This is a genomic window from uncultured Nostoc sp. (assembly GCF_964245575.1).
GTDB lineage: Bacteria > Cyanobacteriota > Cyanobacteriia > Cyanobacteriales > Nostocaceae > Nostoc.
This window is the reverse complement of sequence record NZ_CAXTNP010000033.1, coordinates 1-14,150: the sequence shown is the minus strand read 5'-3', so window position 1 is coordinate 14,150 and position 14,150 is coordinate 1. Positions and strand designations below refer to the sequence as shown.

Below are 14,150 nucleotides of genomic sequence, written 5' to 3'. Positions count from 1 at the left end.
AGAGATGTCTATTGTAGAAGGTTATTTAGAAAATGGAAGGAAACTTATGATTCATAGCACTAAAAATTTAGAAGAAAAATCCATTCCGGTGGCTATTACTCAAGCAGCGTTACAGACAGCACGCTTTTTTGCTGATCAACAGGTGACACCAGAAAAGAAAAAGCAAGTATATCTTAATACCTTGGCTGTATGTGCAGTAAATGATTACATGGAAATGATGAACATTCCCACAGACCCAAGAACCAGCGATAGTTGGAATTATGCCATGCGTTATTATGCAGATGTGGCAGACCTGAAGTTGAATGGATTGGGTCACTTAGAATGTCGCCTCTTAGCTTCTGGTAATCTCTGCTATATTCCACCAGAAGTCCCGGATGACAGAATCGGCGTAATTGTAGTTGAGCTAGATATAGAACATCAAATTGCAACTTTAATCGGGTTCGCTAAAACAGTAAAAGCTGGTGAACTTTTATTTAACGAGCTAGAGACTATTGAGGACTTACTTGCATATCTTGATTCACTTGAAAGTAAGGCGACGGAAGTCAAGTTGAGCTATTGGTTGCAAAATCTAATTGATGCAAGTTGGCAGCCGATATCAGAAATTCTAACGCCAAAAACACCACAATTAGCTTTTCGTTATCAAAATGGAGTGACGCGGGGTAAGCTGATTGACATGGGAATAGAACTTCCCGGGCAATCGCTGGCATTAGTTGTTACACTCACACCCAAAAATTCCGTAGAAATTCAATTGAAATTGCAAATGTATCCATCTGGTGAGCAGGACTACTTACCCAACAATCTGATTGTGAAAGTGCTAAATGAGAAAGGCACTACTGTAATGGAAACGCGTGCTATTCGTGGCAGTACTCATGTAACACTAGAGTTGAATGTTGAAATCGGAGAGCGTTTTTGCGTTAACTTGGAATTGGGAGAGATTAATATCACTGAGAAGTTTGTTATTTAAGCACATAGGGTTATCTATTGCTAGCCATGCAGAAGTTGGTTGTTTTGAAGCTAGATGGTGATTTGAGTCAGGGAGTAAAAGTCACACTGGAGATTGGGGCAGAAGGCGATCGCCCCAGTATAGAAGTTCAAGGTTATCTGCCTTCAAAGCCAGAGATGATTGCAGATTATCAGCTTTGGCGAATAACCTATCGCGGTTTAGCAAATTTTCGCATTACACCGGTGAACATTCATGTCGGAACTTCTGTTAATGAGCATCTTAACAACTGTCGCAAGTTAAACAATAAGTTAACTGAGCAAATGAATAGTTGGCTCAACTGTAATTCCTTTCGCCCAGTGAAGGATAAATTACTCAAACAGCTAACGTTAGATGATACAGTCCGCGTACTAATCAAAACTAATGATACTTGGCTACGTCGTCTTCCGTGGCAGTTATGGGATTTTTTTGAGGATTACTCAAGAGCAGAAGTTGCTTTAAGCGCCTCAGAGTATGAATATCTGCCAAAACCAAAGACAAATACTATTAGAGGGAAAGTAAAAATTTTAGCAATTCTGGGTAATAGTGAAGGAATCTTGATTGACAAGGATCGAGAGCTATTGGAGATGTTACCAGATGCACAAACAACTTTTCTAGTAGAACCACAGCGCAGCCAGTTAAATGAACAACTTTGGGAACAAGACTGGGATATCTTATTTTTTGCCGGTCACAGTGAGAGTTTTGAGGATGGTAAGAGTGGTAATATTTATATTAATCAAACAGATTGCTTAACAATTGAGCAGCTTAAATATGGTCTATTGAAGGCTGTGAGCAAGGGGTTGCAGTTAGCTATTTTCAATTCTTGTGATGGCTTAGGATTAGCACACCAATTAGAAGACTTGCACATTCCACAAATCATCGTGATGCGGGAGCCAGTACAAGATTTGGTGGCACAAGAATTTTTAAAGAACTTCCTCAAAAAGTTTTCCAGTGGCGAGTCTCTGTACTTAGCAGTACGGGAAGCAAGGGAAAAGCTACATGGCATTGAAGATAAATATCCTTGTGCAGTTTGCCTACCTGTAATTTGTCAAAATCCCGCCGCAGTGCCACCAGCTTGGAAAGATTTTCTCATAAATCCCCAAACAGAAAATAGCAAGCCTCAAGCCAAAAAATATGGAACTCTTGTGCAGTTGTGCTGGCGTAGTATTCAAGTAGTACTGTTATCAAGTTTGGTTATTACTGGTTTGGTAATGGGGGCGCGAACGCTTGGGTTATTGCAGCCATCAGAACTAAAAGCTTTCGACCAGATGATGGGGCTACGCCCAGAGGAAAAACCAGATTCGCGTTTTGTGATCATCACTATTGATGAAGCGGATATTCAGTATCAGAACCGCATGAAAATGAATATGCGATGGTCGCTATCAGACCAAGCACTTGCACAATTATTAAAAAAACTAGATCAGTATCAGCCAAGAACTATCGGCTTAGACATTTATCGTGATTTCCCTGTAGATTCCAATAGTGCAGATTTAGCAACTAGGCTACAAAATGATAAACGCCTTTTTGCCGTATGCAAAGTTTCTGCACCTCTTGATGGTGCGCCATCAGGCACTCTTGGACCGCCGGAAGTTCCAGAATCACGCCAAGGCTTTAGTGATTTTGTTGCAGATGATAATGACATAGCCCGTCGTCAGCTTTTGCATTTAACACCGACTTTAACATCTCCTTGTGCCGCAGAATATGCATTTAGCCTCCAAATTGCACTTCACTATTTGGAAGCTCAAGGTATCAAGTCATATATTAACCCACAAGGTAACTTGCAGATAGGCGAAGTCGTATTTAAGCAATTAAAATCTCATACTAGCGGTTATCAACAAGTAGATGCGTTGGGTTATCAAGTGCTAGCGAATTACCGTTCGCTTTCTTCTCCTCAAAACATTGCTCAACAAGTATCTCTTCGAGATGTTCTTAACAATAAAATTAATGCGGAATTAAGCGAGTTGTTGAAGGGGCGGATTATTTTGATTGGTGTTACTGCTCCAACAACTACTGATTATTGGAAAACTCCTTATAGTGCCAAAGCAGGGCCAAATCAAAAGCTGATACCAGGGGTGTTTGTGCAAGCTCATCTGAGCAGCCAGATCCTCAGTGCCGTTCTGGATCATCGACCTCTGCTTTGGTGGTGGCCGACTTGGGTTGAAGCACTCTGGGTATGGGGATGGTCGTTATTGGGAGGAATTTTAGCCTGGTATATTCGGCATCCTATGCGTCTTGGGATAGTTGGGATAATAATGCTATTGTCATTGTTTAGTATATGTTTTGGGATTTTTACCCAAGCGGGGTGGATACCACTTATCCCCGCAGCATTGGCATTAGTAGCTACACAAGTAGCGGTTGTATCTAGAGATGTTCCTAATCGGTAACTTTCCTAAGCGACTATTTATATATTTAAATTAACAATGTTATTATATCAGTATTAACACGCTAAAAAGCTGATCAAAACACCATGCAACATTTTACACAAGTATATAATTTATTCTGACCAACTCAGTAAAGATTATCTACTATTGTTTGTTGGGCTGAAAATTCTGTATTGAAGTATCAATTACATTAAGCATTTTATAGTTTATATCTATCGTAACCTTATAGAGTAAGCACGTCTGCTCAAAAATCACAACTGAGTGTAAATAAGGCTGAAAAGATTATCAATAATACTTACTTGTCGATAATATTTTCGGCGGAATTATTTGTGTGCTGCGTGAATGTAAATTTGACAGGTAATATCTTTTTAGAAAGTAAGTGTCTAAGTATTGCTTTAATTCTTGAGAAAGAAACTAAACGAAAAACTCTGATTATTCGTTGCTCCACAAACCAAAATTTTTGTCAAGACTAATTTATCTGCTTTTAAACTGCGTAATCTTATATCTTTCTACTGTAGTTAAGATTAGTAAATTCCCGCAATATCTTTCATCGCCACGGCCAACGCATCTAAAGGGTTTTTACCCTTTAATAGCAAAAGTCTGGGCATTCCATTGTTTCGGCTATTTGAAATGAATATCCTTAAGCATTAAGGTTTGAAAGAATTACGTGCTTTTGCCCTGCTTTCATCGCTGCTTATAAAATTTTAGTATGTTCCACATTTATCATTCTCATATCAAGTCCGGCCAATTAGTTATAATTCCCGAATCTATGCAGAAACCCAAAAACCCTTCCCCTCTGCCCCTCTGCTGTCTTAATGATAAGTCTTTAACCGCACATGATATCACGTCAGGCTAAAGTTAGTTTCTTTTCTGTCAATGACGTTTATATTCCTTTTGTCAAAGGGCTATATTTTTGATGAAACTCACTTACATTATGACTTTAGTACTTCTGGGATTGGTAAGCTACCCCATAACAGTTTCAGCAAAGCTGGCTCAATCAATTAACCAACCCCAAGTTAATATGCGTAGCCAATCTCAACGTCCGAAATTTCCAGATAACGGCGCACCCACTGGACGGCGTAAAGGGGGTACAAGCCGTGATGGTTGCACTGCGTTGAACATGCCAATTACTGCTTTAGTTCCTGGTGAAGAAATTGCAGAGGAATCGAAGTCTTTTTTGACATTCACAATTTCTGAATATCCAACTTTTTGGGTGTATGTACCGGAATTACCCAAAAATGCTGTTCTTGGAGAATTTATACTTCAAGATGAAAATGATAAAAACATCTACAAGACATCTATATCATTACCACAAAAAGCTAGTATTCTCGGTATTAATTTACCACACAATTCCCACTCCGTTCTCAAAATAAACAAAAACTATCAGTGGTATTTTAAAGTTTTCTGCGGCAATCCCCAGCAAATGTCAGAGTATTTTTATGTGAAAGCATGGATACAGCGTCTGCCGTTAAATTCTGATCTTGAAAGTCAGTTGAAAAGGACACAATCAAAAGAATATGCTACCTATGCTCTTAATCAAATTTGGCAAGATGCTTTAACTAATTTAGCTACCCTGCGTCGTTCTAATCCCAACTCACACCTTTTTACAGAGGATTGGACACTTTTGTTAAAAAATATCGGTTTGGCAGAACTTGCAACAGCACCGATTCTAGAAATTAAAAGTGACGAAAAAGCCATCACGGAATCAAAGTAGTATAAAAATTATTGCAAAATTAACAGTATTATTGTGTATGCTACAATCTGGTTTGAGATTCGGGAAGTTTTTCTTGTTGCTAGTAGTCACAGCCATAGTGTGCATTTTTAGTTCACCTGCTTTGGCAACTTTTTCTCATATTAGCCTAAATATTCCCCAAACTCAGATTCAAAACTCACCTGCCCTGGTTCAAAGCTTAGTAGAACAGGGTAAAGCTTTCTATGAAGCAGGTTTATTTACTGAAGCACTTCAGGTTTTGTCACAAGCTGCTGTTGGCTTTCACAAAACAGGAGATAAACTTAATCAAGCTATAGTATTAAGCAATCTTGCCTTAATTTATCAACAGCTTGGCGAACAAACACAAGCAGAACTTGCAATTACCCAAAGTCTCAATCTGTTAAACAATTTAGATAGCTCAAAAGACTGTGATGCGATTATCGCCCAAGCTTTAGATGTACAAGGGAAATTACAATTAGCAATCGGACAAACTGAAATCGCCTTGTCCACTTGGCGAAAAGCTGCTGATATATATCAGCAGTTAGGCGATCGGGCGACACTAACTCGTAACCGGATTAACTCGGCTATTGCTATGCAGGCTTTAGGGCTTTATCGCCAAGCACAAAAAACTTTAACTGAAGTTCAACAAACCCTTACTACTCTTGCAGATTCATCGCTCAAAGTTGCTGGGTTAAATAGCCTTGGCAATGTCCTACGAGTTATTGGTGATTTCAATGCATCTCGAACAGTTTTAGAGCAAAGTTTAACTTTAGCGAAGCAACTGCAATCTCCAACAGCTATAAGTGATACGTTCCTGAGTTTAGGTAATACAGCCTTTGCTAAAGGGAAAACTCAACATCAGGTAGGGAATTCAGACCTTGCTCAAAAAGAATTTCAAGCTGCTTTCGACTTTTATCAGCAAGCGACTAGAAACGCACTAGCTACTACGCGTGTTCAAGCACAGCTAAATCAACTTAGCCTCCTTTTAGAATTTTTCTCTACAAAAGAAGCTACAAATACGTTTAAAGATGCTTTACCTTTATCTGACCAAATTCTCACTGAAATTAATAAATTGGTTCCTAGCCGAAACTCAGTATATGCTCGAATTCAATTCGCCTCCATCTTAATGAACTTAATAGAGAAAAGTAATACACCTATTTTCTCAAATTTAAATATTGCCCAACTCTTGTCTACCGCGATAGAGCAGGCACAAAACTTAAAAGACCAGCAAGCCCAATCTTATGCTCTTGGAACTTTAGGTCGCTTGTATGAAAAGAATAACCAGTTAGCTGATGCTTTAGAGCTAACTGAAAAAGCCTTATTCATTGCTCAAACTATTGATGCATCAGACATTCTTTATCAATGGCAATGGCAGCAGGGGCGTTTACTAAAGCAACAAGGAAATATCAAAGCTGCCCTCAAAGTATACGATACAGCTTACAAAACTTTAGAATCTCTACGTGGGAATTTGGTTGCTACTAATTTAGATGTTCAGTTTTCTTTTCAGGAAAGTGTAGAACCTATTTATCGGGAGTTTGTTGAGTTACAGTTGCAAACAGAGAATATACAAGGGGATGAAGAAATTAGTCAATACAATCTTAAACAGGCACGTCAGGTAATTGAGTCACTCCAGCTTGCAGAACTGAACAACTTTTTTCGTTCACCTTGTTTAGAACCACTTGTAGAGATTGACAAAGTGGTGGAGCAGGATAAAAAGGCAGCAGTTATCTATTCAGTTATTTTAAAAGACCGTTTCGATGTTATCCTTACCTTGCCTAATCAACAATTGCAGCATTATACCACTAACATTTCTCAAGAACAAGTAGAGAGTACTGTTACTTTACTACGGCAATCCTTAACAGATGTTGCTGCCACTTATGAAGTCAAACAACAGTCCCAAAAAATATATGACTGGTTAATTCGACCAGCCGAAAAAGAATTATCTCAAAGTGGTATTACTACTTTAGTTTTCGTTCTTGATGGGGAATTAAGAAATATTCCGATGGGGGTTCTTTACGACCAACAGCAAAATCAATATCTCATGCAGAAATATGCGATCGCTTTAACTCCTGGTTTACAATTGTTTAATCCTAAACCTTTGCAAAAAGTCCACTTAAATGCTTTAATTGCCGGACTAGGAGAAGCACGTTTCATAGAAGGTCAAAAATTCTCTGCCTTGAAAAATGTAGCGGGAGAACTTAAAGAAATTCAAACTGAGATTCCTCAAAGTGAAGAACTGCTAAATCAACGGTTTCTCGATAGTAACCTCCAAAAAGAATTGCTTGCAACTCCTTTTTCTATAATTCACTTAGCAACCCACGGTGAGTTTAGTTCCGATCCGGAAAGGACTTTTCTTCTCACCTGGGATAAGCTGCTAAAAGTTAAGCAATTTGATAGTTTATTACGAGTTGGTGATAGGAAGAGGTCTGGTAATATCGAGTTACTTGTTTTAAGCGCTTGCAAAACTGCTGTTGGCGATCGGCGAGCTGCTTTGGGATTAGCTGGCATAGCTGTACGAGCCGGCGCACGCAGTACCTTAGCAAGTTTATGGTCAGTGGACGACCAATGGACTGCTAAACTTATGAGCGAGTTTTATCGAAATTTAAATACTGGGATCAGTAAAGCCCAGGCACTCCAACGCGCTCAATTAACTGTATTCGCTAAACAAAAAAGCCCTTATTTTTGGGCACCTTATGTCTTAGTAGGAAATTGGCTTTGATCTATACACAATTACTAAAATTTGCGAAAAGCCCTGCTCTTTCAGGACAGAGAAAGAGTAGCGGGTTTTAAGACCCCTAAACCCGTCTTAATTGCGAATTGCGAATTGGAGTTGACACCCATTATACTAATGAGCATGAGTTACGCTGCAAGGTACGTTTTTCTGCCACGAACCATGACTACCAGTAGGTACATTAGCTGTAAGTACTACCTCTCCCTTTTTGTTTATTAACCATCCACTTGCTTCTACAATAGGTTCTGGTGTAGTTGTTATTGCCTTAGTAGCCGTAGGTGGATTATTGCTTCGGCGTAGCCCATCGTTGGCGTTCGCGTAGCGTATTGCAGACAAGCCTTCTCTACCAGAGGCTTCGCCACCTGGTTTGAGCGACACCCAACCCACATTCACTGCGTCATTCGGGAGAATATCTTTGGTAGGATTAGGAGGTAAACCGCCACTTCCAGTGATCACAAAACTGCTTTGAGCATAACCTGGACTATCGCAGACTTGCGCTACTTCAGTTTCGACACCGATTGTGGGTAACTCAACTAAGCCACTGTTGGGGTCAACGCCAGGTGTGTTGAGTTCTACTGAGCCACTAAACTCAGGGCTTGCTCCAGTAGCAGTGATGTCGCTTTCTGGAGTTGGTGTATTTCGACGCTGAATTCCAAAGATTCCTTGAGCGCTAATTTGGACTTTTCCACCACGAAAGTCAATAGAATTGGCACTGATATCACTATTTTCTTTAGGTACTGCAATGATAAAGCCATCTGTGGCATCAATTTCGATGTTGCCGCCAGGAATACCAGAGCCTTTGGCATTGGTAGTGATAGAGCTTTGATTACGTAGTAATAATAAAGGCGATCGCAGGAAGATATCACCTCCACCTCCTGTAGTGTCAGCAGTGATTTTCGCAGCGTTGTTGAGATAAATAGAATTAGCATCAACTATTAATGAGCCTGCGGTTCCTGCACCTGGCACTATACTGCTTACTGTTACTTGTGCCTGATCTCGTATAATCAATTGCCTTGTACTAATTGATATAGAACCTGCATTTCCAGTACCTCGACTTCGAGCAAACAAGCCACTGGTATTTTCCGTATTAGATGCTTTTCCACTTAGCTCTACAAAGTCAGAGGCAAATACAGTTAGAACGCCTCCGTTACCCTGGCTTTTATCACCAGTACCACTTACTACTTGCGCTCCATCTTGAGCAATCAATTGCTTTGTGTCAATTGTCACAAAGCCAGCATCTCCATTGCCTAAAGCCTGAGCAAACAAACCGCTAGGATCTCCAACCAATGAAGTTCCGCTAAGTTTTATAAAATCTGAGGCAGTCACTTTCAAAATACCCCCGCGACCCTCGCTACCTTTTTCAGCACTAGCTGCTACATTTCCCCCATCGGCAACAATTAATTTTCCTGTTTCAATGGTTAAGTTGCCTGCTGTGCCGTCACCAAAGGTGGTAGTAAGCAAACCACTGGGGTTATTAGATGCATCAGTTCCAATTACTTGCACAGAGTCGGTTGCTCTTACCGTTAGACTTCCCCCGTTACCTGAACGATAAGTTGCAGCACTTATTTGCGATCCATCTCGAAGAGTTAACTGTTTAGCTTGAACAGAAATTCCTCTACCGTTTTGGCTCCATTGGTTGTCTGCGAAAACTTGTGACCCATTAGTGAGCGTGATGTTCCTGCCTTCTAGCTGTATATAACCACTACCCTTATCATTGACTGTATCTTCGTCTTGATATTCACTAACATTGACTATAGCCCCATTGCTCAGTGATATATCTGCTAGCGTAACGTCGTTAGGAAAGCTTAAGGTTCGCTCATTGCTATCAATGTTCAGTTCTATTATTCCTTCACCAAGTATCCCTCCTAAAGCAATCTGACCACTTTCTGCTTGTAAAAACGCATTATCTAAGGTGATGTTACCGCCTACTAACGCCAGGGTTTTACCAGGTTGTACTGCTAGGAAATTTTTTTGTGTCTTAATTTCTCCTACTGCCTTAATTTCTCCTACAGTCCTACCAATTTGTAGTCCTATAGGTACACTCACCGTTAATAAAGGTTTTGCTCCAAGGCTAGTTGTATTAAAAAAAGTCCCATCCTTAAATTTGATTGCGCTAGCTGTACTACCAACAAATGAGCCACCAATATCCAAACGTGCCTTGGAACCAAAAACAATTCCATTAGGATTAATCAGAAACAAATTAGCGTTAGAAGTAGCTAAAGTACCGTTGCTCAATTGGTAAGTGCCAAGAATACCCAGAATCTTAGAAGGGTTACTACCCGTCACTCTTACAAGAATGTTCTGAATATCACTACTGGGACTTAGAAAATAAGCTTGTCGTCCTTCATTAATGCTGAATTCTTTAAAACTGTGGAATAAATTGTTGCCACGAGTTGCCCCACCTTTTACCACATCAATTAAATCATCTGGATCATTAAAAAGTTTAGGTTTTGTTTTATCTATATAAGAACCTTCAGAGCCTAGAGTGTCATCAGCAGTGATGGCACTTTGAGCAAAGGCAGAATTAGCAAAATAGTTTCCCTGAAGAACCGATCCCCCAAGGAAAGCTAAAGAAATTGCTAGCCCTCGTTGCCAAGAGCAATATTTCCAGTTTGGAGTCATCTGATTAAATGTAACTCTTATTTAACAATACTTCGGACAAAATTAAGCAGCAATAACGCCATAAGAGCGTAGGTTTTGATAGTTAGGATGGGATTTAATTACAGTCTCACAGAGTCCTAACTTTGAAATAAAAGTGTCGAGCAAATGGTCATTGAGTGCGCGTCGCTTGATACTTGCCATTGAAAAGACAAAGGGTTTTTGACCCAACTGGTGCTGATGAGCATCGAGCTTGGCAAGATTGAGAGCAGCGAAACTGGCATTAAAATGAAAGTCAAGCTTTTTGACATCACGGGCTTGGCAATCACTCAGTCCGGTAAACTGTTTAGCATCACGGAAGATAAATTCGATTTGAAAGCGCAGCTTATAGAAACGATAAATCTCGTCTGCTGATTGGTTGATATCTGTTGAGAATAGAACGGAGTAACTCGGTTTGCTAGGGTTACGGTGGTCGAGTAAATAAGCCAGACGGATCTTACGTTTTAATGAAACGTGCCACACAACTGCTGTATGAAGTTCAACTCCTGATTGTAGTTCGCTAACCATTGTCAAGCGAGTAGGGTCGGCTAAATTAACTTTGCCATCGTATTTGCGTTTAGCTCCCCGCGCTTTCTGCTCACCCTCGAACACATATTGCAGATTCGCGTCTCGGCGCAGTTTACTGATAACATTCAAATTCAGGGCGATGACTCCAGTGACAAATGGCTCCTTGGCATAGGCTCCATCAACCGCAAGATAACGAATTTGCACAGGTAATTGAGGTTGAGTAATTTCCAGATGGTGGAGATAGTAGTCCATCCGCGTCAGTTCTGGGCAGAAGTCTTGGTCAAAGGTTTGTTCTGCAAGCAGACCATAGCCTACTTCTGTTTCTACATCTACTACCGCCACTAAGGACACTTCTAATCCTCTCTCAACTCGACTATGACTGCCATGATAAAATTTGTCGAGTCCAAAGGTTTTTTTCCCACTTTTGGCAATGAATGAACAATCCATCACGGCAATCATTGAGTGATTTTCCGATGTTGCTGCTTTGATTAGTTCCGCGTTGAACTGAGCGAAATCAAACTGTTTTTTAAACTGTCGGCGATAACTTCTCTCTGTTCGTTGGCTGTAACGACTCAAGTTGGTAAAGTTTACTTTGCCACAGGCAATTAGAATCGTGGCAAACAGAGTTGTCAATGCTTTTATCTGCGGTTTGTGGAAAATCCCCATTTTGGTCAGTACGCTTTGTACAATTTCCATATGGCTATCGAGTCGGTGCAAGTTTTTTCTAATCAGCACCTTAATGGTTCGATAGCTTTCTTGTCTATTCCGTCAACTAAAAATTGTCCGGAGTATTGATTTAAGACCATGCACTATCTTTTGCTCAGGAGCAATGAAAGATACTACTTAGTATTTGTAGCGGTTACCGTTACTAATTTTGAATTGTACATAGTTTAGGATGTTATCTTGGGATGAAATCAATTTGCTCTAGTTGCTGTACTGAGGGTAAACTTAGCTAATACAATAGCTACTGTATTAGCTCGCTTTTTTTGTTACAGAATAAGAGTCGCTAGATGATTTTCCTTCTGCTTGGTCCGGATGGGATAGGTCAAGCCCTAGTGGTTTTTCTGGTGGTTGATCCTAATTGGGTAGATCAAGCCCTGGTGGTTTTTCTATTGGTTGATCCTGATCAGTTGAGGGCTTCCCTGCTGGTTGGGGCGTATGAGTTCGGCTATACAATATTCGTATATTTACTGGTTCACCCGGTAGATATTGTGGTAGTTCATCCGATTTTTGTGCTGATACTTCTGAGTCAATCGTTACTGGATGGCATTCAAAATAAAGTTCACCATACTTTTGTGTAAAAATGTCACCTCCTGTGGAGGGAAGAATAATGAAAAGTATACATAAAAACTGCACTACCATCGACTTCCAGTTTGAAATTTTATACATAACTCAGATACGGGTAAATAAAATACATTTAAGTCAAAGTATCACTAGAGTACTAATTTTGTCACACTAGATATACTACAACAGACTACTAGAGAGCTACCACTGTTTGTCTTAGTTTTTGACTCTATAGTGTTATCAATTTCAAAATCAAAATTTTCGCCAATTTGTAATTTTGTTACATAACTTTATATTTTTGACAAAAAAGAAGCTATAGTTGGACAAGATGAAGATAAGTATCTAGTTAGTCAAATATCGGTTCTATCTACAGTCGAAAAATTGGCTCCTTACGCTACTCATTCCTGATGGGATACCGCCGCATCATCTCCCCAGTTTCCACAGCCTCGCTCTCCAGTGTATAAACTACTCCCTGTAACATCGCAATTCTCTGCCCCTTTGCTTACTTGATCCAAACAATCACATCAGATTTCGCGTCTGCTGTTTCTGGCTTCTTTTCATCGAGGCAAACTGCTAGAAATCAAATATAGCTTCTGGTGACTTTATCCCTTCACTCGTTCGTAAACCCTCCTTCAAATAGACGATTGCGCTGTTGCATTGCCATGTTAGGCGAGTCCGCTACTCATCCCACTTCACCAACACCCTATCCACAATCGCAATCCCCCACTGCGGAAACTTCGCCAGCAACTTCTTGATCACTATCACAAGTGCTGGATCATCATTCCAGCACTCCTTCAAGAAATCAAAACCCGGATTCTCCCCCGAATTCACCGCTCGATTCAGTTTTTCCCTTCTTACAGGTCGCAAATTTGACCTTGCAACTATCGAACCTATCCCACTAATGCAAGAATGTGGTAATCTACTTCTCAATGGAGTTGAGCGTATGGTGTGATGGCCGGACGTTTTGAAGGATTGAGCGACCTGGAATGGAAGTTATTTGAGGATATGTTTCCCAAGGAGCCAGAAAAGCCTGGCAAAGGAATGCCTCATGCTCCATATCGCTATGTATTAAATAGTCTGCTGTATATTTTGATTACTGGGTGTCGATGGTGTGATCTACCACAGGGGGATAGATGGGCATCAAAAAGCTCTTCCCATCGATGGTTAAAGCGGTGGCGTGAAGACGGAACATTAGAGCATTTACAAGCGCGTGTCTTAGCGATCGCAGATGAAAAAGGACTAATAAACTGGGAGTTTGGCGCGGTTGACGGGTCTTTTTCCCCCTGGAAAGGGTGGTGGTGAAGAGGTTGCTTATGGCGGCAAAGGCAAAGGTATTCTAATTCACACTCTTACTGAGGGTAATGGAATGCCCTTAGCCAACTCTACTACTCCCGCTAACGGTAATGAAAGAGAACAAGTGTTACCTTTGCTTGACAAGGTAAAATTAAAAACTTTGAGGCGCGGCAGACCACGCAAGCGAATCAAGGTGCTGGCTGCTGACAAAGGTTACGACTCAAAGCAAAAACGCGCTGACTTACGTAAACGAGGTATTCGTCCTCAAATCCCAAAACGAGTTTGGAAAACCAAGAAAAACAGAGGAAGACCAATCAAAATCTCTGTTCCTAGATTTCAGCAAGAGCGGTGTTTTGCTTGGTATCAGCGAAAATACCGCCGTCTCGTCGTCAGATGGGAACGTCAAAAAGTTTACTTTGACGCATTCATTGACCTTGCTACAATCCACATCTGGATTAACAAAATATTATTAGTGGGATAGGTTCAAATAGCTTTCCGAATCCGAACCAGAAAAAAGTTTGGAATCAGCAGTATCCAAATCAGAAATCATGATGCTTGCCATCAGAGTACCTCTTATCTAATAAAAAAATAAAATATCTTCACTAA

Annotated in this window: 9 protein-coding genes; 7 read left to right on the top strand and 2 right to left on the bottom strand. The window is 40.4% G+C overall.

Annotated elements, in window-relative coordinates; genetic code table 11:
- Positions 1 to 4 precede the first annotated feature (4 nt).
- From ACFFAP_RS07930 to ACFFAP_RS07915, 4 genes are all read left to right on the top strand, one after another.
- On the top strand, positions 5 to 964 hold the full coding sequence (locus ACFFAP_RS07930) for a DUF1822 family protein (RefSeq protein ID WP_375510709.1): 960 nt from the start codon (positions 5 to 7) through the stop codon (positions 962 to 964).
- Positions 965 to 990: 26 nt separating this feature from the next.
- On the top strand, positions 991 to 3,363 hold the full coding sequence (locus ACFFAP_RS07925) for a CHASE2 domain-containing protein (protein ID WP_375510708.1): 2,373 nt from the start codon (positions 991 to 993) through the stop codon (positions 3,361 to 3,363).
- A 913-nt stretch (positions 3,364 to 4,276) separates the two neighbouring features.
- Entirely contained in the window at positions 4,277 to 5,074 is a 798-nt protein-coding gene (locus ACFFAP_RS07920; RefSeq protein WP_375510707.1) for a DUF928 domain-containing protein, read from the top strand.
- Positions 5,075 to 5,147: 73 nt separating this feature from the next.
- Positions 5,148 to 7,790: a CHAT domain-containing protein gene (locus ACFFAP_RS07915; RefSeq protein ID WP_375510706.1), complete on the top strand. Its 2,643-nt coding sequence runs from the start codon at positions 5,148 to 5,150 to the stop codon at positions 7,788 to 7,790.
- Between the two features lie 126 nt (positions 7,791 to 7,916).
- On the opposite strand, the gene ACFFAP_RS07910 is transcribed toward ACFFAP_RS07915, so the two are convergent.
- Entirely contained in the window at positions 7,917 to 10,424 is a 2,508-nt protein-coding gene (locus ACFFAP_RS07910) for a filamentous hemagglutinin N-terminal domain-containing protein (protein ID WP_375510705.1), read from the bottom strand.
- 42 nt (positions 10,425 to 10,466) lie between these two features.
- The gene (locus ACFFAP_RS07905) at positions 10,467 to 11,663 is read right to left on the bottom strand and encodes a transposase (protein WP_375510704.1); all 1,197 of its coding nucleotides are present in this window, start codon (positions 11,661 to 11,663) and stop codon (positions 10,467 to 10,469) included.
- Between the two features lie 314 nt (positions 11,664 to 11,977).
- Between ACFFAP_RS07905 and ACFFAP_RS07900 the strand changes: the two genes are divergently transcribed.
- From ACFFAP_RS07900 to ACFFAP_RS07890, 3 genes are all read left to right on the top strand, one after another.
- Positions 11,978 to 12,268, top strand: coding sequence for a hypothetical protein (locus ACFFAP_RS07900; protein ID WP_375510703.1), 291 nt, complete (start codon positions 11,978 to 11,980; stop codon positions 12,266 to 12,268).
- Between the two features lie 934 nt (positions 12,269 to 13,202).
- Entirely contained in the window at positions 13,203 to 13,553 is a 351-nt protein-coding gene (locus ACFFAP_RS07895) for a transposase (protein WP_375510731.1), read from the top strand.
- Positions 13,516 to 14,025: a transposase gene (locus tag ACFFAP_RS07890; RefSeq protein ID WP_375510702.1), complete on the top strand. Its 510-nt coding sequence runs from the start codon at positions 13,516 to 13,518 to the stop codon at positions 14,023 to 14,025. Before ACFFAP_RS07895 ends, ACFFAP_RS07890 begins: the two co-directional genes overlap by 38 nt.
- The last annotated feature ends 125 nt before the right edge of the window (positions 14,026 to 14,150 follow it).

What these genes read in the sequence shown, in the direction of transcription:
- ACFFAP_RS07930 (WP_375510709.1), top strand. Translation starts at nt 5, where the DNA reads ATGTCTATTGTAGAAGGTTATTTAGAAAATGGAAGGAAACTTATGATT.
- ACFFAP_RS07905 (WP_375510704.1), bottom strand. Translation starts at nt 11,663, where the DNA reads ATGGAAATTGTACAAAGCGTACTGACCAAAATGGGGATTTTCCACAAA.
- ACFFAP_RS07925 (WP_375510708.1), top strand. Translation starts at nt 991, where the DNA reads ATGCAGAAGTTGGTTGTTTTGAAGCTAGATGGTGATTTGAGTCAGGGA.
- ACFFAP_RS07895 (WP_375510731.1), top strand. Translation starts at nt 13,203, where the DNA reads ATGGCCGGACGTTTTGAAGGATTGAGCGACCTGGAATGGAAGTTATTT.
- ACFFAP_RS07910 (WP_375510705.1), bottom strand. Translation starts at nt 10,424, where the DNA reads ATGACTCCAAACTGGAAATATTGCTCTTGGCAACGAGGGCTAGCAATT.
- ACFFAP_RS07920 (WP_375510707.1), top strand. Translation starts at nt 4,277, where the DNA reads ATGAAACTCACTTACATTATGACTTTAGTACTTCTGGGATTGGTAAGC.
- ACFFAP_RS07900 (WP_375510703.1), top strand. Translation starts at nt 11,978, where the DNA reads ATGATTTTCCTTCTGCTTGGTCCGGATGGGATAGGTCAAGCCCTAGTG.